Raw genomic sequence first — 23,504 nt, forward strand, 5'->3', positions numbered from 1 at the left:
CAAAAACCTCCCTAGGGTGCACAACCCAAGGGAGGTTTTTGTATTTGGAATAATACTTCCTACATTTTTCATTTAGTGTTTATTACTTAATCGCCGCACTACTTCGTAGCAAGCGCGACTGTTGTGATAAGGGCATTTCCAAAAACTTACTTTATCGCCCTTTACCTGACTATGGTCTACTTTGACAGTACCGTACCAATCTCCCTTTTGACGATCAATAAAATACATCTTGATAAACTCCCAACTCTTATCGGCTTTTGCACGATAGTGGCTTTCTCCGCTGAGTTGATACGCATTCAAAAACCCTACCATCTGCTCAGCGAGTACCCACCAGCTTTGGTCTTGGTTGCGGTGGCCAGTAGCGGGGTCAAACTCATAATCCAACGCTCCGTCTTCGCCAAGTCCGCTACATGCGGCTTCGGCCATTTTAAGACATACTTTTTTGACGCGTTCGCTACGCTCCTGGTCTCCAAGTACTTCGGCGGTCTCCCACAAAAGCCAAGAAGCTTCAATATCATGCCCATAAGAAATCGTCTCATCTTTGGGTTTCCAATTTTGGTCAAAAAACAAACGCAATCGATAAGTATCGGGACTTATTAATTTATCCAAAAAAGCATCTGTAAGATGAACCACCCGCTGACGCAGCAGCGCGTCAGGCCACACTCTATACAAATTAGTAAAAGCTTCGATGATATGTAAATGCGTATTTTGGGATTTGTTCCAAGGCATCTTACTCAATATCAAATCATCTACTACACTCCAATCACTGCCAAAAGCCTCAAAATACCCTCCTTGAGACGAATCATACCCATGCTTATCTACGACTTGAAAAAGCTCCTTGGCAAAATCCAACGCAGGCAAAAACTTGGATGCCGCATAGTACTCACTCAACCCATAGATAGCAAAAGCATGCCCATAAAGCTGCTTACGGGTTTCGAGCGGCGCGCCCAAAGCCGTAACCGACCAGTAGACTCCGCCGTTTTTAGAATCACGAAAATGATTATAGAGATAATGATAAGCTCTATCGGCCAATACCAAATACTTCCGTCGTTTGAAATGACGGTAAGCCAATGAGAATGTCCATAATACGCGACTCATAAGAATAATAGACCGAGGCGCGTCTAGCACAGGCTGATTTTCGTAGGTAACACGACCGTGAAACCCTCCCCGCTCATAATCGGGCGTGTATTTTTCCCAATATGCCAATATACGTTTCCATTCAGCAAGGTTTTCGCGGGCGAGAGTTTCCATATGTTTGCGAATTAGCATTAGTTTTGTTGTCCATTCCTAAAGAAGCACATCCTATATATATAATCACTCATTTTAGTTTTCTGCTTCCGAACGTACATTCAGTAAGCGTTTTAGCCAGTTTTGTTTTTCATTCTCTTCTGCCGTCTGTTCTTCTTGATTTTCTTTCAGCGTTGCCAAAGACACCATATCAGGCTGTCCTGCATCTACCCAGCATGTATACCAAAAATCACCTATCATCTTAACCGATGCCCTCATTTGCCGCTCTACTTGTCGGTCGAGCATTTGATGGTACTTTTGGCTAAATTCGCGAGAATACGTTTTTACAATTACCCCATTTCGGTCTTTAAGTACAAACTTTTGCTCTGGTCTTATTTTCTGAGACAACTCACGCTCGAATCGTAACACACTGTCTAAAGCGGCATTGGCCTGACGTACCGCTTGCCATGCCCTATGTGCTACTTTGGGCTCATAAGAAGCCGCTCCTACAAACATATCATATTCTTCGGCAAACAGCTCCGCTAGACGCGATTCCCAAAAAGCGTGTATTCCTTCCTGCCCAGTAAGCTGTCCGTTGTAGTTGCGAGTAGTATGCAAGGGCACATTGGCATCGGCAATATAATGACCCAAATCAGCGGCTACCCGCAGAATACGACGTGCATTTCGCTGCCGAAATGCCTCGGTAAGCTGATATTTATACATCTGAATGGCCCAAGGGACTATTCCATGAAGTGCCAAGGTATCTTCTCCGTATCGTTTGACGGCATCTGCCCAATAATAGGGCAGCTTATACAAAGCACTATCGCCATACGCTTCTGCGTCGATATAATGCCGAGGAGCTTCTCCTACGACTGCATAGCGACGCTTATCGGGATTGACGGCATTTTCGGTAAGATATGCGATATGTTTTTTGAAAAAAGGCTGCATTTCAATGGGCAATGTAAATACGGCCAAGCGGTTGATACGCTGATGCGCCCAAAAACCCCACATCATTCGCTCTTTTGCGCCTAAAAGCAACAAACTGAGCCCAATGATGAGGTACATTTTATAATTAATCGGCCTCAGTATCCTCAAAAAAAGGATTCTCCAACAAAATTTTATTTTGTTTTGACTCAAAAGCCTATATTGTAAAATTGTGATTTTTGGCTTCATAAAATATGATTTCTATAAAAAAAATTGAATCAAACATAAAAATTACCCTTACAAAACAACTGATATTCAGAAAAATGAGCACTTTTTGGTTTTTTTCACTTAAAACAGTAGTCAGCAATCTAAAAAGAGTGTTTTGAACATTTTAATATCATCATAATTTGATTTGGCAAAATTGTATATATACAAAATAGATACAATTATTTATTAAAAATATGCAATTTTATTTTTTAAAAACGTTAATTTTGCAACGTATTCTAAAAATCAGTTTTTACCGTTATTTCAATCGATTCAATAAGTTTTCAATCATGAACAAGAAAAAAATCATCGGATACATCAAACCAATCTTTGGACTTTGTGTTTTTATGCTCATCATTTATGGTGCATATACTCCAAGCCAAAAAGCAAACATCCAAAAAATCGTTTGTATCAAGTTCAAAAGCGATGCTTCAGTGGCTGACATTGAGCGTCACATGAACGAATTTGCACAACTACGCCGCGAAATTCCTCAAATGGTAGCTTATTCAGGAGGTAAAACTTTGAGCGTAGCTAGTAAGCCTGAATACGATGCGATGCACTATCTTACTTTTCGTAGCCAAGATGACATAACTGCTTTCCAAAATCACCCTAAGTACCAAGATTTTGTTAAAAACAACCAGAATATTTGGGAAAAAGAGCTGGTAATTGATGCCAATATCCTAAAGTAAGAGACGCTGATTATCAAAAAAGTCACAAAAAAAACTCCGCTACTAGTAGCGGAGTTTTTTTTGTTTGTTCCTAAAAGGAAGCAACTAGCTAGTCACCTTACCCATCACATACAACTCCGATAAAGTAGGCACCGGACTTCCTCCTTTGCGTTCGAGGGTCACGGCAAAAGCGTCCGCTTGCGGAATTGCCTTCATCTTTTGTAGGGAACCCGTCACATCAAACACCCCCAAATCTACCGGTTTGCCGCCTACTAATGCCCACAGCTGATATTGCTTATCGGAGGCTGGCGTAGGCAATGAAAGCACATTTAACTGTACTTCTTGGGTTTTGGCATTCCACACTACTCTCACCGCACTGCTAGGTGACTTGTCTACGCCTTTCAGCGTCACAAATTGATTATCGACACTGCTCAGCCCTGCTAGTAGGTCAGTTTGCTGTTGGAGCTGTTGTGTTTGTTGTTGCAACTCAGTTTGCTGCTTTGCTACCGTTTGGGAGAGGGTATCTACTTTAGCATTAAAGTACACTACTGAGCCAATCAATGCCGCTACCGAAGCTGCTGCTACCCACCCCCACTGAAACGAATTATTGCGGGAGTTGAGCGGTAATACCGGCGTTTCATCTTCGATACTTACTTCTTCTTGAACTTCTTCCTCTTTAAATTCCAATTGCGCCATAATTTTCTCCTTAAGCGACGCAGGAGGAGATACGCTATGGGCAAAAGCATAGCGTTCGACTGCTTCACTAAGTTGTTCAAGCTCAGCCTTTATTTCAGGATAGATTTTGGAAAGACACTCCACTTCTCGACGCTCTTGTTCTGAAACATTGCCCGAAAGGTAGTCTTCCAAAACCCCCGATTCGATATATTCTTTTATGTTAATCATGAACTAAAAAATTTTCTTAAATCCCTGAGGGCACTTCTTACACGAGTTTTTACCGTTCCAAGGGGCATGCTCAGCCGCTGGGCGGCTTCCTCATGCGTGTAACCTCCCCAATATACCATTTCAATCAGCGTCTGCTGCTCCGGTTTGAGTTGCGAAACTATTTCACGCAGCTCGTTGCTATCTAGCTCGTTGTAGATGTTTTGATTTCCTTCTACCCAATATACGGCAGAATCAATCTCTTGGATTTCTGGACGATTGACCCTTAAGTAGTCGATAGAAGTGTTACGTGCGATATTGAGCATCCAAGTAAACAACCGTCCTTTTCCCACATCGTATTGGGAAATATTTTTCCAGATTTTAACGAAGATTTCTTGCAACAAGTCTTGTGCCGTTTCTTCTGAGCGAACGACCTTCAACACTATGCCGTACAAAGCATCGGAGTAGTTGTCGTATAGATAATTGAATGCTTGACGATCTTGCCTTCGTAGCATTTCAACCAATTCGCCTTCATTGTATTTTGGCAATTTTCCTCCCATATAAAGGTTTTAGAGTCTTTCAAATTGTACTTATGTACACTTATCGTTAAAAGAGAATGGATTAATGTATTTATTCATTTTGTGGAGACGCAATTTCAAAAAAAAAAACCAACCCACGAAATCTATTTTAAGGCCACTTGCCGTAAGTACGACAAAACAACCTCCAATCATGAAAGCAATCTTATCAAAAACACTAAAAACGTCGGCTTATACCTTGGCCATACTCTTTGGCGCTTTTGTGGTATATGCCAATTGGGAACCTGCTCCTATGCATGCTTACGTAAAACCCATAAGCATGACTATTTTGAAGGTAAACGGTCTTACTGATCTAGGTGAAGCTAATGAAGTAAAGGAAAAAGTAAGCAAAACTTCTGGCGTGACCGCTTGCGCAGCCAATCCTGCTAGCCAGCTCGTAAGTATTACTTTTGACCCAGAGCAAACATCCGCCCAATCGCTTACGCAACTCGTAAGCAACATTACCAATACAGATGTTCAAAACGCTTCCTTTGAAGGTGTGGAGCCGTCGGGACCTGAATGCCCTGTTCCGCATGAGTATATTTTAGCTTTTGAGCGCGCCAAGTATGCCCTTTGTTTTCGATAAACAAACCCCTCCAAAAAGACAACTATCCCAAACGTATGTTTTTATTAACACCAAACAATTAAAATTTTAAAGAACATGAAAAAGACATTATTGATTTTCTCGGTAGCATTAGTAACCTTGATGAGTTCTTGCAAAAAAGAAGAAGAGACTCCCGCACCTACCTTATACGAACGCCTCGGAGGTGTCAATGCCATCTCGGCCGTAGTTGACCAATTCATCGCAAACGTAGCCGCCAATCCCAAAATGGTGCGTACTTTTAAACCATTGCTCGATGAAGTAGCGGCTGGAAAAACGACTCGTGTAACTGCCTTACGCAACAATCTCATCGATCAGATCGGCCAAGCAAGTGGAGGTCCACAAGTATATAAAGGCAAAGACATGGTGACAGCCCACAAAGGAATGAAAATCACCGACGATGAATTTAACTCCCTCGTCAATGATTTGGTAATGGCACTTGACAAGTTTAAAGTACCTACTACCGAAAAAAATGAGCTACTTGGCGTATTGGGAGGATTGAAAGGAATGATTGTAAACCAATAAAAAAGTACCAAACAGGTCATGCTACTGATGCAAGTCCTTCGTAGGTACTTCTACATAGATAGTTTTCAAGTAAGTAGTAAGAGGGTTGGATAGTTGAGTGTTACATCAGGGTCTTACTGAAAGACCCTGATGTTTTTGCTATTCAACCCATAGTACCAAGCCTTTAAGGTAGCTTCCTTCGGGGTGAAAAAGATTGACTGGATGGTCGGGGGGCTGGGTAATCTGATGCAGTACCCGCACCTGACGCCCTGCTTCGATAGCTGCCGCCACTACTGTATTATAAAACAACTCTCGATCTACTACCTGCGAGCACGAAAAGGTAAACAAAATACCGTTGGATTTAAGATGGCGAATCCCCTCTGCATTGAGTCTTTTATAGCCCTGAACTGCCCTATGCCGCGCCGACATACTTTTGGCAAAAGCAGGAGGATCTAGTACCATTACGTCATAAGTATCAGAAGTTTTTTTCAAAAAAGCCATTACATCTTCCGCATAGGCTTGGTGGCGCTGTTCTTCTCCGAAATTAGCTTCAACGTTTTTGTTGGTTAGTTCAATGGCTTTCTTTGAGACATCTACCGAATCTACTGACTTGGCTCCCGCTGCTAGCGCATAGATGGAAAACCCTCCCGAATAGCAGAAAGCATTTAAAACGTCTTTATCTTTGACATACCTCCCCAATAGTTGACGATTGTCGCGCTGATCTAGGAAAAAACCCGTTTTTTGTCCTGTCTCCCAGTCTATCATAAAAGTATGACCGTTTTCTTTGACGCCATGCGGCACTTGACTTGTACCCATCAAATATTGATTTTGAATCGTTTGTCCAAATTGTTCGGGCAAGGTATCGGCACTTTTGTTGTAGATAGCCTTGAGTTCTGTACCAAACACCTCAGCTAAAGCTTGACTTATCTCTCCCAACGAACGGTACATTCCTATCGAATGGGCTTGTATTACCAATACCCCGTCATAATAATCAACAATGAGTCCTGGTAAGCCATCTCCTTCGCCGTGAACAAGCCGATAGCAGTTGGTAATATTTTCTACAATGCCTTCATGTAAGATTGATTTTCTTAGCATCCAAGCTTTGTGAAGCTTTTGTTTCCAAAACAAAACATCTGGAGTAACCTGCTGAAAACTAAAAATTTTAACGGCAATATTGCCTTGGTGAAAATGCCCCGTAGCAAGATACGCTCCTTTGCTGTCACATACTTCTACTACGTCGCCATCTTGGGGCTGACCTTTGATGCGCCCTATGGCTCCCGAAAACACCCAAGGATGAAAACGCCGAATAGCTTCGTCTCGATGAGGCTTTAAAATAACTTGATGAAACAAGGACACAGTTTTTAGATTGATTGGTTTGAGGCGACAAAAATACTTAGACCCATGCAAGTAGAATGCTTTTTATTCGTTTTTTTGTTTTTTGAATACATCACCAATCAACTTATTATTCATGAATCGTCGCGATTTTATTAAGCAGTCTACCGCACTTGGAGCGGGTATTGTCCTAAGTAGCAGCCTTTTTGCAGAAGCCAAACGTCTCAAAAAATTTGGAGTACAATTATATAGCGTTCGTGATTTGATGCCCAAAGACCCCAAAGGCACCATGAAACAACTCGCCGAAATGGGCTATACTCAATTCGAAAGCTACGGTGGGCCTGATTTTTTGTGGGGAATGAGCCCTAAAGAATGCAAAACATTTCTGGGTGATTTGGGGGTAAAAATGGTCAGTACCCACTTCGATATGAACAAAGACCTTGACAAAAACATCGAAAGAGGAGCTGAAGCAGGTCTAAAGTATATGCTGTGCCCCTATTTGGGTCCCCAAAAAAGCCTTGACGAATGGAAGAAAAAAGCGGAACTCTTCAATCAAGTAGGTGAAAAAGTAACCAAAGCTGGAATGAAATTTGGGTATCACAACCACGACTACTCATTTAAGGCAATGGAAGGTCAAATCCCTCAAGAATTGTTGCTTGCCAATACCGACCCCAAATATGTAATGTTTGAGCTAGATTTGTGCTGGATTGTAGCCTCGGGACAAAATGCCGTAGCTCACCTCGAAAAGTACAGTAAACGTTATGAACTAGTTCATATCAAAGATATGGTACTAGACAATGGCCGCGTATCCCAAAAGGATTTGGGCAAAGGCGCTATGGATTTTGATACCATTTTAAAAGCGGCAAAAAAAGCTGGAATTAAGTACTACATTGTTGAGCAAGAACAATACCCTAGCTCTTCGATTGAAAGTATGAAAGTAGATGCTGAGTGGATGAAACAGCTTTCGATATAAGAAGCCTACTTACTTTCCGAAAGCCTTAGCGGCTTTCGGAAAGTCAAATATTTGGGTTTCTCTTACTCCTGCTTCAGGCTTCAATACATACACATCGAGCATTGCTTTGGGGCGCGCGAGGTATTCTCGAATGAGCGTTCTGACTGAATAACCTTCTGGCACATCTTGTGCCGCAAACCCAATGGCATCAAGGCCTTCGTGCTCGGCCAAATACAGAGCACGGGCGTTGTGAAAATTTTGCGAAATCACCGTTACACGCTCTTGCCCATACACCTCTCTACACCGAACCACCGAGTCATAAGTACGGTAGCCTGCTGTATCTAAAAGCATAGCGTCTTCGGGTACGCCTAGCTGCGTGAGTGCCTGCTTCATGGCTTTAGGTTCGTCGTAAGTTTCGGCTTCTTTGTTACCACTCAATATTAAGTATTTTACTTTTCCCTCTTTGTAAAGAAGTGCCGAGGCTTCCATACGATACCTAAAAAACAAATTTTCTTTTCCTCTTGCCACGTACTTGCTCGTTCCCAGTACCAAACCCACATCTGTAGAGGGAAGTGATTTTAGATCAAAATAAACTTTATTACGGGTGGTATCAACCACAATCCAATTACACAAAAGCACTAGCACGACCACACAAAAGCCTACCCACAAACCAGCCTTAACGAGTTTTTTCATCAAAGAAACTCGAAGCCTACGCGAATAAAGAAACGCCCTAATATGGAGGAGTCCTGCTTTCAAAGTCAATTACACAAAATGAACCAAATCCAATAATTAATCTTCCTAAAGTACACTCTTTTAGGTAATATCCCTAAAATTCTAACACTATTAAAAAATTGTACACACCTAAAATAAACCTAGCTGCCCATTGTCATTTGGGGTCTCATCGCCGCCGCTTCTAGTCTTACCTTCTTCATTATCAACACCATTGACAAGTTTTTCTTTTTTGATTTCTGGCAATGAGCTAATCTGTTTAATCTCCTTAATTTTAAAATTAGATATTTTATTGCCCAATGCTTTCCACCCCCTTACCTCTACCAAAGCATCGAGTGCCATTGTTTCTTTTTGGATTTCGTGCTTGCTTTTTTCAATGACTACCTCCATACGAGGGTGGGCGTCGGTCGATACAAACACTATCTTTGAGCCTTTGGTATCTCCAATAAAAGAAAACTTCTTATCTACTGTCGAAGTTTCTATTTTAAAACGTTTGGCAAAATACTGTTTTTGCCCTGCTTCAAAATACACCACTGTGATAGGGCAATCTGGCTCAAACTTTTCTAGGTGGACAATATCTTTCGGCTCATAACGGTTCGTGATATCAAAGCTCGTCAATTCATAACTACCTTCTTTGTAAAGTACAAGTATCAAATCACCATTGTCGAAGTTTCCCAGGTAAGTACCGCGTTCGTCACGATTAAGTCTTCCTATCACCTCATCGTACCACAGATCCACTCCGCCCAAAGTAGACGCTCCTGCCGACTTAAAGGCTAGTTTTCGTACAGGATACTTAGTCAAAACATTGCCCATAGCAGAGCGGTTTTTGACTGACAACTGTGCAAAGCTAAAATCAAACACTTTGATACGTGCCGTAGACTGAGCCGTAAGGTTGACTGTAATCACCTCCGCTTCTCCGTTGTCGTTGGCACTAAAATACGTAATTTTTGATTTGTTGGTCCCCAATGTTACGTCATATTCCTTATCTCGGGTAATACCCGTAACCGCAAAACGCTTCACATAAGACACTCCAGACTTACCATCTAAATAAGCCAAATTGTAGACTTTACGTTCATCATTTTTCTTGAAAACTGAAACATAAATAATGTCTTTTCCCACAAAGACTTTGTCCGAAACCCTTACTATTTTGTATTTGCCATCACGTCTAAAAATAATAATATCATCAATATCAGAGCAGTCCATGACATACTCGTCTTTTTTGAGTCCGTAACCGATAAACCCTTCTTCCCGATTGACGTACAGCTTTTGGTTGGCCGCCGCCACTACTGTGGCCGCAATAGTATTAAAGGAACGAATTTCGGTACGGCGTTCGCGATTTTTTCCGTATTTTTTGAGTAAATCTTTGTAATAATTAATCGCAAAACGGGTAAGATTCGCTAGATTGTCTTCTACTTCTTTCAACTCTTCTTCTAGCTTTTTCATGGCTTCATCGGCCTTGAAGGCATCAAACTTTGAAATACGCTTGATTCGAATTTCGGTCAAACGAATGATGTCTTCGTCGGTAATCTCGCGATAGAAATCCGATTTGTAGGGTGTCAAACCCGCATCAATCGTCCGAATAACTGCCTCAAAACTCTCACATTCCTCAATGTCTCGATAAATTCGATTTTCAATAAAAATCTTCTCTAATGAACTGTGCAGAAGCTTTTCTTTCAACTCAAACCGCCGGATTTCTAATTCTCGCTTAAGGAGATGAACCGTTTGGTCATTGCAATCTCTTAAGATTTGAGAGACCGTTACAAAATGTGGTTTTTCATCAATGATGACACAGGCATTGGGCGAAATACTCACTTCGCATTCCGTAAAAGCATAGAGCGCGTCAATCGTAATATCTGGAGATACACCAGGAGCCAAGTGAATCACAATCTCCACATCTCGGGCCGTGAGGTCTTCAACGGCCTGCATCCCTTTTTCGGGCTTTTTGATTTTGATTTTACCTTCTTCACTGGCTTTGATGATAGAGTCTTTGACGGAGGTAGTGGTAGTACTAAATGGTATATCTTTGATGACCAACGTTTTTTTATCAACCTCCTCGATTTTGGCCCTCACCCTAACTTTACCACCACGAAGGCCGTCGTTATAGTTGCTCACATCTATATAGCCACCCGTCGGAAAATCGGGATACAAAGCATAAGGCTGTCCTTTCAAAAGGGCGATAGAAGCTTCGATAAGTTCTACAAAATTGTGAGGCAAGATTTTGGTAGAAAGCCCCACCGCAATTCCCTCCACTCCTGTAGCCAATAGCAACGGAAACTTGACAGGCAAAGTAACAGGCTCTCGTTTACGCCCGTCATAACTCATTTGCCACTCGGTAGTGTCTTCGTTGAAAACAACCTCATTACCAAACTTCGACAATCTCACCTCAATATAACGAGCCGCCGCGGCACCATCCCCGGTACGTATGTCTCCCCAGCTTCCTTGGGTATCAAATAGTAAGTCTTTTTGTCCCATGTTGACAATCGCTTCGTTGATAGAAGCATCGCCATGTGGGTGGTATTGCATGGTAGCACCGATGACATTAGCAACCTTATTGAAACGGCCATCGTCCATTTCTTTGAGGGCGTGCAATATACGCCTTTGCACGGGCTTAAGGCCATCTTCTATGTTGGGGACTGCACGTTCTAGAATAACATATGAAGCATACTCTAAAAACCAATTTTGGTACATATCCGCCACAGCCAACTGGTCGTGTAGTGCGTCGTTATCAGGGTCTTTGTCTTCAGGTTGGGTTTGGTAGCTCTCGTTCATATTGGAAAAATGTGACTTGCAAAAGGTACGTTTAATGCATCGAAAATCACCGTTTGCAATCAGCTTAGGCACTAAATTTAAAGTGTAAATATACGAAAAAAAGTCCAGATTTTAGCGTTTAAACCCAAGCAATCCCTTTTTTTAAAAGCGAAAGTGTATGGGCTTCTGGAGTATCAGGCTGGGGGCTATGATTGTACTCCCACTGCGCCTGAGGTGGAAGACTCATCAAGATAGATTCGGTACGGCCACCCGTTTCGAGGCCAAATTTTGTACCTCTATCCCACACCAGGTTAAACTCCGCATAGCGACCTCTGCGTAGGTATTGCCAGTGTTTTTGGTCTTCTCCAAAAGGCAATGATTTGTTTTTGGACATTAAATGTGTGTAGGTAGGCGCAAAGGTCTCACCCACGGCTTTCACAAATTCAAACAGCTCTTCGGTGGTTTGTTGTGATGGTTTGAGATAATCAAAGAAAATCCCACCCACACCCCGCGTTTCTTGACGATGGGGAATATAGAAATAATCGTCGGCCCATTTTTTGAAGCGGGGGTAATATTCGGGATGGTACCTATCACAGGTATTTTTTAATTGTTGGTGAAACCACCGTGCATCATCTTCTATTACATAATGCGGCGTGAGGTCTATCCCCCCCCCAAACCAATTGATGCCATTAGACATCTCAAAATACCGCACATTCATGTGAATAATAGGCACCATGGGGCTTTGGGTATGCATCACAATCGACACCCCCGTGGCAAAATAATCGGCACGCTCAGACAGATTCATCTGACGCATTAGGGCCTCTGAAGTTTGACCTTCTACTGCGGAGAAATTGACCCCACCTTTTTCGATAATATCGCCATGCTGAATCACCCTAGTACGTCCACCACCACCACTATGATGCTCCCATTTATCCTCCTGAAACTTCCCCGTACCATCAGTCAGTTCGATAGCCTGACAAATCTGATCTTGTAATTGTTGAAAATACGTAGCTATAATTTCTCTCATGAGTTCATTTTTTTTGTTTTTTCTGTCCTTATTTTTCAGAAAATACAGTAGTTAAAAATTCAAATAATAGTCTTGCAATAAATCTTTAAAACTTTGAGCATAAGTACCGTCTACATTATGAATATAGAGATTTTCGACCTCGCAAGGCTGATTTTCTTGTCCAAATGTTGTAATCTGCCGAAACAGTGGTTTGTCTGGTTTTTGATAGACATTACATTGTCTAACAGGGAAAAAAGCCGTTTTGTTAGCCACTTCAACCAAACGTTGTGTTTCGTAAGGAGGAAGTAATACCACAAAACGGCCATTTGGAGCAATCAAACGCATCACACTCTCCCACAACTCCGCTAAAGTAAGCGTTTCGGTATGCAAGGCGCGGTTACGACTTTGATGGGTTGAGGGCAAATGATTCGTAAAAAAAGGCGGATTACTTACAATAAGCTCATAAAGGCCGGAATGTTTGGGTTCCCAATCCTGAATAGAGCTATGGTACAATTTTATTTGCGACCCAAAATCACTTTGTTGCACATTCATAGTGGCTTGCCGATAAGACGCCTCATCAATTTCGACGGCGCTGATTTCAATCGCTCTGTTGCGCTGAGCCATCATCAACGATAGCAAACCCGTTCCCGCTCCAATATCAAGTCCGTATCTAACACCTTCTACTGATACATACGCTCCTAATATACACGCCTCAGTGCACACTTTCAGCGCGCTTTGGTCGTGCCAAACCGTAAATTGCTTGAATCTAAAAAAAGGATTTTTGGTGCGCATTGTCTGTTTTCAAAATGCCAAAATTACCTATTTTAACCGCTAAAGCACAAAACAAATGCCACATACCTACCAAAATACTCTTTTGACGAAGGCATGCGATTATTTTTTGGAAATCAAAAAGTATCCTACTTTTGCATCCATAGATTTCTAAGGCATTAGAGATTTTGTTTTTAAACACCCCAAACTTCTCCATTTGTGAGCACCAGTCTTCTCTTGCGTTCTGTCAATGTGACACGCTACGTCACTCCTCTACGAGAAGGAGGTTCTTTGCCTGCCATCGTCGACGCCGACGATGATTTCATGTACGTGATGAAATTTAGAGGCGCAGGCCAAGGCCCTAAAGCCCTTGTTGCAGAGCTTATTTCGGGCGAAATCGCCCGCGCATTGGGGCTTCGAGTACCCGAAATTGTATTTGGCTATCTCGACGAAGCCTTTAGCCGTACCGAGCCTGACGAAGAAATCCAAGACCTCCTCAAAGCAAGTGTAGGTCTCAACTTGGGAGTACATTATTTGTCGGGGGCCATTACTTTTGATGCTCTTGTTACTAACGTCGGGAATCGACTCGCCTCCCAAATCGTGTGGCTAGATTGCCTCATTACCAACGTAGACCGCACCCCACGCAATACCAATATGCTGATGTGGCACCGCGATTTGTGGCTGATAGACCACGGTGCTTCACTTTATTTTCATCATAACTGGGATACATGGGCAAGCCAGTGTCGCCGCCCGTTTACGGCCATCAAAGACCATGTATTGCTTCCACGTGCGGCCGAATTAGAAGTAGTAGATGAAGAGTACCGTGCCATTTTGACACCTGCCCTAATCGAAAACATCGTGGCACTTGTTCCTGACGAATGGCTGAGCGACGACTCCAGTAGCATGTCGCCCCAAGAGCGTCGTCATGTATATGTCCAATTTTTAAATGAGCGCCTAGCCGCCTCTTCTATTTTTGTCAACGAAGCACAAAATGCAAGAAAGACACTTATTTGAGTACGCCGTCATTCGGGTAGTGCCTCGCGTAGAACGCGAAGAGTTCATCAATGTAGGCGTCATTGTATATTGCGCCTCTCAAGGATTTTTACAAACTAAGTTTGAAATCAACGAAGAAAAACTCAAAGCTTTTTCTTGCCAGCTTGATAGCCCTGAACTCTATGAGCGGCTTCGTTCGTTTGAACGTATCTGTGCTGGTCGCAAAGAAGGGGGAGTGATTGGTCAACTTCCAATTGCTTCTCGTTTTCGCTGGCTGACTGCCGCACGCAGCACCGTAGTCCAAACCTCCGCAGTACATCCGGGTATGTGCATCAATGCTGAGCATACACTTAGCCAATTGTTTTCGCAACTAGTCCAATAACACCAAAGAGGCTACTCAAAAAGTAATTGGACAGCCTCTTTGCAGCAAGTGTTTTTATTAGAAATTGGGTTTCAACAAATACTTGGCATAAAAATCATCAATTACTTTGACAGCCTCGTCAGCAGTATCTACCAAGCTAAAGAGCTTAAGGTCTTCGGGATTGATGTTTCGCTCCGTCTCCAGCATTGCCTCTTTGATCCAATCAATCAGCCCCGACCAATACGCCCGTCCCACCATCACAATCGGGAAGCGTCCAATTTTTTTGGTTTGAATCAAAGTTAAAGCTTCAAAAAGTTCATCCAAAGTCCCAAATCCTCCGGGCATCACAATAAAACCCTGAGAGTACTTGACAAACATTACCTTGCGAACAAAGAAGAAATCAAAGTTGATGTTTTTGTCAGGATCGATGTACAAGTTGCTATGTTGTTCAAAAGGCAATTTGATATTGAGTCCAACCGACTTACCTCCCTGTTCAAACGCTCCTTTGTTACCAGCTTCCATGATACCAGGCCCACCACCGGTGATTACGCCGTAGCCATGCCGTACCAACTTAGCGGCAATCTCTTCGGTCATTTTGAAATAGGGATGATCTGGTTTGGTACGGGCCGAACCAAAAATAGATACACAAGGGCCTATTTTTGCTAATTTGTCAAATCCTTCCACAAATTCCGCCAACACTTTGAATATTACCCATGAATCGGCGGTTTTTATTTCATTCCAGTTTTTATCTTCAAAAGCTTCTCTGATTCGTTTTTCTTCATTTAATAATTCAATTTCTGACATGGCTTTTTTCTTGCGTTTAAGGGTCTACTTATTTTTGTAGTTTCCATAAAGAAACTCAAAAACACTGACTTTGGTTACAAAAATATTAAACTAGCAGGGTTTTTCGTGTGCATTACACTCGTACCTTTGCAGGACAACAATAACGAAAATAATTCTTAATATAGTTCAATTCATGGCTAAAAAAATTGCAATAGGTGGTGACCACGCAGGTTTTTTCCTCAAGCAGCCTTTGGTAGAGTGGCTTACCCAACAAGGATATGAAGTAAAAGACTTTGGTACCTTCAGTGCCGACTCGGCCGACTACGCCGATTTTGCCCACCCAGTAGCCTCAGCTGTCGAAAAAGGCGAATTTGACCAAGGCGTATTGGTATGTGGCAGTGGGCAAGGTGTGGCTATCACCGCCAACAAACACCAAGGTATTAGGGCTGCACTGGTATGGGACACTCCTTTGGCGGCGTTGGCTCGTCAGCACAACGACGCCAATATTATCTGTCTACCTGCCAGGTTTATTGCCCAAGAGACCGCGTTTGAGTGCGTTAGGATTTTTCTCACTACCGAATTTGAAGGAGGGCGTCACGCTATTCGCGTTGGTAAAATTGCTTGTTAATGAAAAAAGAAATAGGCTAAAAATATAGCCGCCGTCACGCCAATAAAATCAGCAATCAAACCTGCTATAATCGCATAGCGGGTTTTTTTGATACCTACCGATCCAAAATAAAGCGCTACAATATAAAAAGTAGTATCTGCCGAACTCTGAAACATACACGACAATCGCCCCACAAACGAATCAGCACCAAATTGCTTCATCGAATCTATCATGAGTGCCCGCGCGGCACTCCCACTGATAGGACGCATCAAAGCCACGGGCATGGCATCCGTAAAATCGGTGTTAATCCCCGTAAGCGCAATTACGTATTTGAAACCTTCTACCACATAGCTCATCACTCCCGCATTACGAAAGGCGCTGATTGCTACTAGCATTCCTACTAGATAAGGGATAATTTTTACGGAAGTTTCAAAACCTGCCTTGGCTCCGTCGACAAAAGTCCCAAACAAGTCGATTTTTTTGCGCAGTCCTCCAAGCAAAAATGCCACCACTATGACTAGCAAGATTAGATTCCCACCTACTTTTGAAATGACTTCTATTTGCTCCTTCGATTGTTGAGACAAATACCACAACAACAAACCTAAGAGAAGGCTTATTCCACCGACCCAAGTCACAAAAATTCGATTGAAGAGATTGATTTTTTGCCAAATTCCCGTAATCACCATACTTGCCACAGTAGCGATATAAGTAGCGATAAGACAAGGTATGAGGATATCGGAAGGATCTTGGGCACCCAAAATCGACCGCTGAGCCATCACCCCCAAAGGTATAATCGTAAGCCCCGATGTATGCAATACCAAAAACATGATTTGGGCGTTGGAAGCGGTCTCTTTGCTAGGATTAAGCTCTTGCAAACTCTGCATAGCCCGCAATCCAAAAGGAGTAGCGGCATTGTCAAGCCCTAGCATATTGGCCGAAAAATTCATAATCATCTGCCCATTAGCGGGGTGATTTTTAGGGACTTCAGGAAAAAGCTGGTGAAAAAAGGGGCCAATAATCCTAGCCAAAAAATTGATGGCGCCTGCTTTTTCTCCAATATTGAGCAACCCCAAAAAAAATGTCATCACCCCAGCCAAAGGAAGTGCAATATCCATCACTGCCACTTTGGCCGAATCAAACATCCCTTCGACAATCAGCTTGAATATTTCGGTATCTCCTAAGAAAATAAATTTGAGAAGTGCTACTACAAATGCAATCAAAAAAAACGCAAGCCAGATATAATTAAGAGCCATAAGTGATGAAGGTGGTTAGGAAAAGCTAAAGATAAAGAAATGTGTTAATCAGAGAATCAGAAAATAGGGAATAAAATTTTGCTTATAAAAACAACAAAGCACTCAATTGATAGCAAGCCGCTAAAAATTGAGCGCTTTGTAGACTGTCTTATTTAGGCTTTACCGATTACTTTTTTGGCAAATCCATACGTATGAATGATACCGAGCCATACTTTACGCTTGATGGTATCGTAGGTATTGGCGCGGTTTACGTACGAACTAAAACGAAGTGGGCCAAAGTTTTCGTTGATGTATTTCTCGGCATTTTTTTCAGCATTCCAATAAGTCTCAGAGCTTGAATTGGCTTTGGTACCACTACCAGTAGTATCAAAAGCTGCATGACGCGTATAATCTTCCAAAGTCAAATGCTTGAAGGTATAGCCTCTTTGGTACATATCATGCGACCAAATCGTAGCCGTATCCACGCCTTTCCAGCCTCCGCCGTAGCAGCCAATATCACCCTGTGGCAAGGTTTCTTTGCGATATTTTTCTACATCAATCATCGCACAATATTCATTGAGGCGGCATTCGGGCAAGATATGCACACGCCCTGCTTTAAGCACCCGGAGCTGAATATCTTTACGAGGGGTGTCGTGCGCCTCTGCCAAGGCAATGGCTTCTGCTTGCGTAGGCACGTACTGCTCAAATTTTGTCGAATCACACTTATTGCCCCAAGTTGGTCCCGCTGGGCAGCTCCAACATTGGCCAATCGACCCTACGCCCGCTAGATTTTTAGGGCCTTTTTCAAACTCCTTGAGCATGTCTCCAATCATATCTCCGTAAAAAAGCATATCATTGTGCATAATACAGAGGTATTTCTTATCGGTCATTTCCAAAGGATATTGGTACAAAATACTATGCCGAAAACGGGTATCATTTTTAGCTCGCTCATAATCCGACACCCCAAGTCCCAAAAAATGATGAGGATATTGAATTTCTAGCTTTACATCCGTGTTTCGGAAGTAATCGATGATTTTGTAAATACCTATATAATCATTGTGGGGTTGGAGACGCTCGCGTGATATATAAATTTTGTCAATGTGCTGGCCACTATATTTCATCAAAGTCTTGATTGTGATAATGGCCTGATAGGGCTTTCCGTAAAAAGCAATACTGACATCTACTTTTTTACTCATTTGTGAGGGAGAATTGTGGTTTGTTTTGCTTAGATTCGCATTTATAAAAATTAAAAGGTCAAAATTACAACGAGTGACTCATTTTGCCAAAGTAAGTTGATTTTTCGTAACTTTACGGCAAGCAACAATTTGGCTTTTATTCACAAAATCGCTTTTTTGTTAAAAAAATACAAAAGTACTTAAACAGTCCTCTCCCTTGAAAGAATACGGAAGCAACGTCCAAAAATTAGCTGACTACCTTGTCAATATCCAAGACCGTGAAAAGCGTACTTTATATGCGCATATCTTGGTCGAGTTGATGCGGCAAATACACCCCAATATGCGCGATGGCCAAGATTATTCCCAAAAACTTTGGGATGATCTCTACATTATGACCAATTTCAAACTTGATGTAGATAGCCCTTTCCCTCCTCCTTCGCCCGAAGCGGTAGGAAAAAAGCCCTTACAAGTACCTTATAGCCAATCTGCTATCAGATATAAACAATACGGTAAAAGCCTATTGCTGCTGGTCGAAAAAGCAATCAATTGCACTGACCGTGAAGAAAAATTGGCTTTTATTTCTTATTTGATTCGTCAAATGAGAACATTTTACAACACTTGGAACAAGGATAATCCCGATGATAATGTCGTTTTTACGCAATTAGACGAAATCTCCAAAGGGCATCTCAGCGAAGAATTGGCTTATCTAAGACAAAATGGACTGGTAGAATCTACCCCTCGCGACAAAGGTACCAATGTAGAACGCTACCAACGCAACTTACAAAACAACCAGCGGAATTTTAATAACAATAACAACCGCGACCGTAGCAACAACAACAATCGCAGTAATAATAATAACAACAACAACAATAGTAATAATAATAATAACAACCGCAATCGCGACAAATTCCGTAACAACAAGAATAATCGCAGACGATGATTGTGTTTGGTATGGGGTTTGAGAGGAGTCTATAAAACTCGTTTCAGGCTCATTTTATCTGGTACTGATTATGCAAATCCTAAAAAGCAACCGCCTCGAACATCTCCGCTACGATATCCGAGGCCCTATCTACGAAAAAGCTTTAGAGCTTGAAAGTCAAGGATATAAGATTATCAATCTCAATATCGGCAACCCAGCCCCCTTTGGGTTTGATGCGCCCGATGAGATTATTCACGACATCATTCTTAATATCCGAAACGCCCAAGGATACGTTGACTCAAGAGGATTGTTTGCCGCGCGCAAGGCGGTGATGCATTATACCCAAACCCAAGGCATCAAAGGGGTAGAAATCAATGATGTTTATATCGGTAATGGGGTCAGTGAATTGATTGTGATGGCCATGCAAGCCTTACTCAATGAAGGAGACGAAATTTTGGTACCCTCGCCAGATTATCCTCTGTGGACTACATCGGTAGCCCTAAGTGGCGGCAAACCAGTGCATTATATTTGCGACGAACAAAGTGACTGGAATCCAGACCTTGATGACTTAGAAAGGAAAATCACGCCCAAAACCAAGGGGATTGTGATGATAAACCCCAACAATCCAACGGGAGCGGTTTACGAAAAGGAGACAATTCAGCGCATTGCCGAAATCGCCGAAAGACATCGTTTGATTTTATTTTCAGACGAAATCTACGACAAAATCCTCTTCGACGGAGCCAAGCATTATCCCGTTGCCACGATGGTTCAAGATACCCTTTGTGTTACTTTTGGGGGATTATCAAAAAACTACCGCTCGGCAGGCTTCCGAGGTGGTTGGCTTATTTTGAGCGGTGCTAAACACAAAGCAAAATCATACATTGAAGGACTGACGTTTTTGGCAAGTATGCGTTTATGCGCCAACGTACCTACCCAATATGCCATCCAAACTGCCTTGGGAGGCTATCAAAGTATCAATGACTTGGTACTACCCACAGGTCGGCTTCATAAACAGATGAATCTGGTTTACGAACGACTCGTTTCGATTCCGGGCATTAGCTGCGTCAAACCCAAAGGTGCCTTGTATGTTTTCCCAAAAATCGACCTGCGTAAGTTTGATTTCAAAAACGATGAAGATTTTGTTTTTCAACTTCTCAACGACCAAAAAGTATTACTTGTAGCTGGTACAGGCTTTAATTATATTACGCCCGACCACTTCAGGATTGTGTTTTTACCCACAGTCGATGAATTGACAACGGCCATGAACCGTATTGAAACTTTTTTGCACAATACTAGCATTCATGCCGAAAGCACCGTAGAAGAATACCTGCTTTAGATTTCACGAAGTGTTTGGCCATCAAAAAAGGGAACTGTATCAGTTCCCTTTTTTGATAATGCTATTTTCTGTTCTACATCAAATTTCTCATTAATTCAATTCGGTTTCAAGAAGATTGGACTTTTTTTCATCTGAGAAAACAAAAGTCATCGGCTTGTCTACTTTTTCGGGCAAAAGCGCGATCGCCAATACTTCTTCTACATTATCTACATAGTGAAATTTGAGGTCTTTCACATAAGACGCCTTGATTTCTTCTACATCTTTCCGATTTTTATAACACATGATGATTTCGGTGACACCGGCGCGCGAAGCAGCCAAAATCTTCTCCTTAATCCCTCCTACTGGCAATACTTTACCACGGAGCGTGATTTCGCCGGTCATCGCAATCTGCGCTTTTACACGACGCTGCGTAAAAATCGAAGCAATCGACGTAAGCATGGTGATACCCGCCGAAGGACCATCTTTAGGAACAGCCCCCGCTGGAATATGGATGTGTAAATCGTAATTACTAAAAATCCGATAATCAATATCCAAAGTATCAGAATGTGCTTTGAGGTATGACAATGCCGTTATGGCCGATTCTTTCATCACATCTCCCAACTGTCCCGACAACGTCAAAGCACCCTTCCCACGGCTTAAGCTCGACTCAATAAACAGAATTTCGCCTCCTACCGACGTCCAAGCCAAGCCGGTTACAATCCCTGCGGTATGGTTGTCTTGGTACAAATCCTTGTCGAAAATCTCAGGACCTAGCAGTTTTTCGATATGCTCAGCTTTGATGATTTTGGGATATTCCTCTTCCATGGCAATCGATTTAGCCACTTTTCGGATCAGCGTTCCAATCTTCTGTTCTAGGTTTCGTACTCCTGACTCACGGGTGTAATACTCTATTACTTTCAAAATAGCTTTATCGTCCAAGCTAAAAGATTTAGTATCCAAACCGTGGTCTTTACGTTGTTTTGGAACAAGGTATTTTTTTGCGATTTGTAGTTTTTCTTCGACCGTGTAACCTGTCAGCTCAATAATCTCCATCCGATCACGAAGAGCAGGATGAATGGTATCGAGCGAGTTGGCAGTAGCAATAAAAAGTACTTTTGACAAATCATACTCTACCTCAAGGTAGTTGTCATTAAAAGCATTATTTTGCTCAGGGTCAAGCACTTCCAAAAGAGCCGAGGCAGGGTCACCCCTAAAATCAGAACCTACTTTATCAATCTCGTCCAGAATAAATACCGGATTGGAAGAGCCTGCTTTTTTGACATTCTGAATCAATTTGCCAGGCATTGCTCCGATATATGTTTTACGGTGGCCTCTAATCTCCGCTTCATCGTGCAAGCCTCCAAGGGCCATTCTGATATATTTACGTCCGAGTGCTTTGGCAACTGATTTTCCCAAGGAGGTTTTACCCACACCCGGAGGGCCGTACAAGCATAAGATAGGTGCTTTTAGGCTATTTTTCAATTTCAATACGGCAAGGTACTCGATGATACGCTCTTTGACTTTTTCGAGTCCAAAGTGATCAGAGTCCAATATCTTCTGAGCACGCTTCAGGTCAAAATTATCTTTGGTATATTCTCCCCAAGGCAAATCCACCATGAGCTCAAGGTAATTGAGCGTCACAGGATAATCGGGCGCCATGGGATTGATGCGTTGTAATTTTTGGGTTTCTTTATCAAAGTGTTTTTGTACCGTTTCCGACCATTTTTTCTTTGAAGCCCGGAAACGAATATCCTCAAGCTCGCGCTCGGGAGTTTCCATGCCAAGTTCATCTTGCAACACTTTGATTTGCTGACGCAAAAAATAATCACGTTGTTGTTGGTCAATATCTGAGCTAGCTTTACTCTGAATATCGCGCTTGAGCTCCAACATCTGAATTTCTTTCAGCATAAATTCCAGCAGCTTTGTGGCCTGTTCTGGAATGGTAGGTTTTTCAAGAAGCTCTTGTTTATCAGACACTTCCGCATTGATATTGGACGACAAAAAATGCGTCAAGAAAGTAGGGCTTTCGATATTGTCAAGGGCAATTCTAGCTTCTTGTGGAATATCGGGATTAAGCCTTAATATTTTATGGGCCGAATCTTTAAGCGTCTGAATCAACGCCTTCGACTCTTTTTTGTTCTGATTTGGAAAATAATCTTCTATTGGCGACACCTTCGCAATCATGTAAGGCTCTTCACGAACGTAATCTTTGATTCTAAAACGCTGACGCCCTTGAAGGATAATCGTAGTGTTGCCATCAGGAAGTGTAATCATTTTGATGATATGCCCCATGGTTCCGACTGTATACAAATCTGTACTAGCGGGCTCGGCTTTATCTTGGTTTTGCTGAGCAATCACCCCAATGATACGATCTCCTTTGTAAGCTTTTTTGACAAGTCTGATAGATTTTTGTCGACCCACCGTCACAGGAATTACCATTCCCGGGAATAAAACGGTGTTTCGGAGTGGGAGAATAGAAAGCTCTTCGGGCATTTCGATGGGTTCGTCATCACCTTCACGTCCTCCTAATGGTACGATTTCGAGGCTATCTAAATCTGAATCGGCAAGCATCAGTCGTGTATATAATTCGTTTGGATCAAGATTCATACGCAGGGCTGTCAATTTGACAGAAAAGTTTGGACAATATAACGAAAATTTCTATCGGGTTAAAGGATTCTAAATAACAAAAACATAATATGACAAAAACAGATACTTTACAAACAAATTTCTGTCTCCTTCTCAACTTTCTGTCTTTGTAAAAAATTAAGTTTTCACGATGCTGCAAAATAATGGTTTGAACAGAAAGTAACCCGCTGCGCGGTGCTATATTCTTTATAAAAAATAGGTATAACTTTGATATAAATCCCCCTTTACTTCAAATCAGCTAAATAACTATCCAAACAAACTTAAAAAAAGCCCCCGGAAGTCCGAGGGCTTTCGTA

22 protein-coding genes are annotated in these 23,504 nt (G+C 42.2%); 9 read left to right on the forward strand and 13 right to left on the reverse strand.

Going from position 1 to position 23,504, the window contains the following annotated elements; all coding sequences use genetic code 11:
- Positions 1–72: 72 nt before the first annotated feature.
- Positions 73–1,251: an AGE family epimerase/isomerase gene (locus G563_RS0125770; RefSeq protein WP_028667869.1), complete on the reverse strand. Its 1,179-nt coding sequence runs from the start codon at positions 1,249–1,251 to the stop codon at positions 73–75.
- A gap of 72 nt (positions 1,252–1,323) precedes the next feature.
- Positions 1,324–2,292, reverse strand: a complete 969-nt coding sequence (locus tag G563_RS0125775) for a zinc dependent phospholipase C family protein (RefSeq protein WP_229598566.1) — start codon at positions 2,290–2,292, stop codon at positions 1,324–1,326.
- Positions 2,293–2,705: 413 nt separating this feature from the next.
- Here G563_RS0125775 and G563_RS0125785 point away from each other — a divergent pair, with 413 nt between their 5' ends.
- Positions 2,706–3,104: a Dabb family protein gene (locus tag G563_RS0125785; protein WP_028667871.1), complete on the forward strand. Its 399-nt coding sequence runs from the start codon at positions 2,706–2,708 to the stop codon at positions 3,102–3,104.
- A gap of 84 nt (positions 3,105–3,188) precedes the next feature.
- Here the strand turns inward: G563_RS0125785 and G563_RS0125790 are convergent, their stop codons facing one another.
- Both G563_RS0125790 and G563_RS0125795 read right to left on the reverse strand, forming a co-directional pair.
- Positions 3,189–3,986, reverse strand: a complete 798-nt coding sequence (locus tag G563_RS0125790) for an anti-sigma factor (protein ID WP_051211204.1) — start codon at positions 3,984–3,986, stop codon at positions 3,189–3,191.
- Positions 3,983–4,522, reverse strand: coding sequence for an RNA polymerase sigma factor (locus G563_RS0125795; RefSeq protein ID WP_028667873.1), 540 nt, complete (start codon positions 4,520–4,522; stop codon positions 3,983–3,985). The genes G563_RS0125790 and G563_RS0125795 overlap by 4 nt, the downstream gene beginning before the upstream one ends.
- Before the next feature lie 169 nt (positions 4,523–4,691).
- Between G563_RS0125795 and G563_RS0125800 the strand changes: the two genes are divergently transcribed.
- Positions 4,692–5,123, forward strand: coding sequence for a heavy-metal-associated domain-containing protein (locus G563_RS0125800; protein WP_169579810.1), 432 nt, complete (start codon positions 4,692–4,694; stop codon positions 5,121–5,123).
- 75 nt (positions 5,124–5,198) lie between these two features.
- On the forward strand, positions 5,199–5,663 hold the full coding sequence (locus tag G563_RS0125805) for a group I truncated hemoglobin (RefSeq protein WP_037328220.1): 465 nt from the start codon (positions 5,199–5,201) through the stop codon (positions 5,661–5,663).
- A gap of 138 nt (positions 5,664–5,801) precedes the next feature.
- On the opposite strand, the gene G563_RS0125810 is transcribed toward G563_RS0125805, so the two are convergent.
- Positions 5,802–6,992, reverse strand: coding sequence for a class I SAM-dependent rRNA methyltransferase (locus G563_RS0125810; protein WP_028667876.1), 1,191 nt, complete (start codon positions 6,990–6,992; stop codon positions 5,802–5,804).
- Between the two features lie 118 nt (positions 6,993–7,110).
- On the opposite strand from G563_RS0125810, the gene G563_RS0125815 reads away from it, so the two are divergent.
- Complete coding sequence (locus G563_RS0125815) at positions 7,111–7,947, forward strand: sugar phosphate isomerase/epimerase family protein (protein ID WP_028667877.1); 837 nt, start codon at positions 7,111–7,113, stop codon at positions 7,945–7,947.
- Between the two features lie 9 nt (positions 7,948–7,956).
- On the opposite strand, the gene G563_RS35895 is transcribed toward G563_RS0125815, so the two are convergent.
- The 4 genes from G563_RS35895 to G563_RS0125835 form a co-directional block, all read right to left on the reverse strand.
- Positions 7,957–8,619 carry a SanA/YdcF family protein gene (locus G563_RS35895; RefSeq protein WP_051211205.1) on the reverse strand — a complete coding sequence of 221 codons (663 nt, stop codon included), beginning with the start codon at positions 8,617–8,619 and terminating at the stop codon, positions 7,957–7,959.
- A gap of 168 nt (positions 8,620–8,787) precedes the next feature.
- Positions 8,788–11,424 (reverse strand): DNA gyrase/topoisomerase IV subunit A, encoded by a 2,637-nt coding sequence (locus tag G563_RS35900; RefSeq protein ID WP_037328221.1) that lies wholly within the window; start codon positions 11,422–11,424, stop codon positions 8,788–8,790.
- 118 nt (positions 11,425–11,542) lie between these two features.
- Complete coding sequence (gene hemF / locus G563_RS0125830; protein ID WP_028667879.1) at positions 11,543–12,430, reverse strand: oxygen-dependent coproporphyrinogen oxidase; 888 nt, start codon at positions 12,428–12,430, stop codon at positions 11,543–11,545.
- Positions 12,431–12,481: 51 nt separating this feature from the next.
- On the reverse strand, positions 12,482–13,201 hold the full coding sequence (locus G563_RS0125835; RefSeq protein WP_028667880.1) for a tRNA1(Val) (adenine(37)-N6)-methyltransferase: 720 nt from the start codon (positions 13,199–13,201) through the stop codon (positions 12,482–12,484).
- 195 nt (positions 13,202–13,396) lie between these two features.
- On the opposite strand from G563_RS0125835, the gene G563_RS0125845 reads away from it, so the two are divergent.
- Both G563_RS0125845 and G563_RS0125850 read left to right on the forward strand, forming a co-directional pair.
- Positions 13,397–14,191, forward strand: a complete 795-nt coding sequence (locus tag G563_RS0125845) for a HipA family kinase (RefSeq protein ID WP_051211206.1) — start codon at positions 13,397–13,399, stop codon at positions 14,189–14,191.
- The gene (locus tag G563_RS0125850; RefSeq protein ID WP_028667883.1) at positions 14,169–14,552 is read left to right on the forward strand and encodes a DUF3037 domain-containing protein; all 384 of its coding nucleotides are present in this window, start codon (positions 14,169–14,171) and stop codon (positions 14,550–14,552) included. The genes G563_RS0125845 and G563_RS0125850 overlap by 23 nt, the downstream gene beginning before the upstream one ends.
- A gap of 57 nt (positions 14,553–14,609) precedes the next feature.
- Here the strand turns inward: G563_RS0125850 and G563_RS0125855 are convergent, their stop codons facing one another.
- Entirely contained in the window at positions 14,610–15,335 is a 726-nt protein-coding gene (locus G563_RS0125855) for an LOG family protein (protein WP_028667884.1), read from the reverse strand.
- Between the two features lie 172 nt (positions 15,336–15,507).
- Here G563_RS0125855 and rpiB point away from each other — a divergent pair, with 172 nt between their 5' ends.
- On the forward strand, positions 15,508–15,942 hold the full coding sequence (gene rpiB, locus G563_RS0125860; protein WP_028667885.1) for a ribose 5-phosphate isomerase B: 435 nt from the start codon (positions 15,508–15,510) through the stop codon (positions 15,940–15,942).
- Here the strand turns inward: rpiB and G563_RS0125865 are convergent.
- Positions 15,939–17,174 (reverse strand): spore maturation protein, encoded by a 1,236-nt coding sequence (locus G563_RS0125865; RefSeq protein ID WP_028667886.1) that lies wholly within the window; start codon positions 17,172–17,174, stop codon positions 15,939–15,941. The two genes, rpiB and G563_RS0125865, sit on opposite strands and share 4 nt — an antisense overlap.
- 152 nt (positions 17,175–17,326) lie before the next feature.
- On the reverse strand, positions 17,327–18,349 hold the full coding sequence (locus G563_RS35905; protein ID WP_051211207.1) for a hypothetical protein: 1,023 nt from the start codon (positions 18,347–18,349) through the stop codon (positions 17,327–17,329).
- Between the two features lie 196 nt (positions 18,350–18,545).
- Between G563_RS35905 and G563_RS35910 the strand changes: the two genes are divergently transcribed.
- Together G563_RS35910 and G563_RS0125885 are read left to right on the forward strand one after the other, a co-directional pair.
- A complete protein-coding gene (locus tag G563_RS35910) occupies positions 18,546–19,268 on the forward strand; it encodes a DUF4290 domain-containing protein (RefSeq protein WP_037328223.1) in 723 nt (240 codons plus the stop codon).
- A gap of 70 nt (positions 19,269–19,338) precedes the next feature.
- Complete coding sequence (locus tag G563_RS0125885) at positions 19,339–20,583, forward strand: pyridoxal phosphate-dependent aminotransferase (RefSeq protein WP_028667887.1); 1,245 nt, start codon at positions 19,339–19,341, stop codon at positions 20,581–20,583.
- A 90-nt stretch (positions 20,584–20,673) separates the two neighbouring features.
- Here the strand turns inward: G563_RS0125885 and lon are convergent, their stop codons facing one another.
- The gene (gene lon / locus G563_RS0125890) at positions 20,674–23,169 is read right to left on the reverse strand and encodes an endopeptidase La (protein ID WP_028667888.1); all 2,496 of its coding nucleotides are present in this window, start codon (positions 23,167–23,169) and stop codon (positions 20,674–20,676) included.
- Positions 23,170–23,504 lie beyond the last annotated feature (335 nt).

It is taken from the genome of Runella zeae DSM 19591 (assembly GCF_000423565.1).
In the GTDB taxonomy this organism is placed as follows: Bacteria; Bacteroidota; Bacteroidia; order Cytophagales; family Spirosomataceae; genus Runella; species Runella zeae.

Bases quoted from the DNA above. Each gene is read 5' to 3' on its own strand.
- G563_RS0125770 (WP_028667869.1), bottom strand. From the start codon at position 1,251: ATGGAAACTCTCGCCCGCGAAAACCTTGCTGAATGGAAACGTATATTG.
- G563_RS0125775 (WP_229598566.1), bottom strand. From the start codon at position 2,292: ATGTACCTCATCATTGGGCTCAGTTTGTTGCTTTTAGGCGCAAAAGAG.
- G563_RS0125785 (WP_028667871.1), top strand. From the start codon at position 2,706: ATGAACAAGAAAAAAATCATCGGATACATCAAACCAATCTTTGGACTT.
- G563_RS0125790 (WP_051211204.1), bottom strand. From the start codon at position 3,986: ATGATTAACATAAAAGAATATATCGAATCGGGGGTTTTGGAAGACTAC.
- G563_RS0125795 (WP_028667873.1), bottom strand. From the start codon at position 4,522: ATGGGAGGAAAATTGCCAAAATACAATGAAGGCGAATTGGTTGAAATG.
- G563_RS0125800 (WP_169579810.1), top strand. From the start codon at position 4,692: ATGAAAGCAATCTTATCAAAAACACTAAAAACGTCGGCTTATACCTTG.
- G563_RS0125805 (WP_037328220.1), top strand. From the start codon at position 5,199: ATGAAAAAGACATTATTGATTTTCTCGGTAGCATTAGTAACCTTGATG.
- G563_RS0125815 (WP_028667877.1), top strand. From the start codon at position 7,111: ATGAATCGTCGCGATTTTATTAAGCAGTCTACCGCACTTGGAGCGGGT.
- G563_RS35895 (WP_051211205.1), bottom strand. From the start codon at position 8,619: ATGAAAAAACTCGTTAAGGCTGGTTTGTGGGTAGGCTTTTGTGTGGTC.
- G563_RS35900 (WP_037328221.1), bottom strand. From the start codon at position 11,424: ATGAACGAGAGCTACCAAACCCAACCTGAAGACAAAGACCCTGATAAC.
- hemF (WP_028667879.1), bottom strand. From the start codon at position 12,430: ATGAGAGAAATTATAGCTACGTATTTTCAACAATTACAAGATCAGATT.
- G563_RS0125835 (WP_028667880.1), bottom strand. From the start codon at position 13,201: ATGCGCACCAAAAATCCTTTTTTTAGATTCAAGCAATTTACGGTTTGG.
- G563_RS0125850 (WP_028667883.1), top strand. From the start codon at position 14,169: ATGCAAGAAAGACACTTATTTGAGTACGCCGTCATTCGGGTAGTGCCT.
- G563_RS0125855 (WP_028667884.1), bottom strand. From the start codon at position 15,335: ATGTCAGAAATTGAATTATTAAATGAAGAAAAACGAATCAGAGAAGCT.
- rpiB (WP_028667885.1), top strand. From the start codon at position 15,508: ATGGCTAAAAAAATTGCAATAGGTGGTGACCACGCAGGTTTTTTCCTC.
- G563_RS0125865 (WP_028667886.1), bottom strand. From the start codon at position 17,174: ATGGCTCTTAATTATATCTGGCTTGCGTTTTTTTTGATTGCATTTGTA.
- G563_RS35905 (WP_051211207.1), bottom strand. From the start codon at position 18,349: ATGAGTAAAAAAGTAGATGTCAGTATTGCTTTTTACGGAAAGCCCTAT.
- G563_RS0125885 (WP_028667887.1), top strand. From the start codon at position 19,339: ATGCAAATCCTAAAAAGCAACCGCCTCGAACATCTCCGCTACGATATC.
- lon (WP_028667888.1), bottom strand. From the start codon at position 23,169: ATGAATCTTGATCCAAACGAATTATATACACGACTGATGCTTGCCGAT.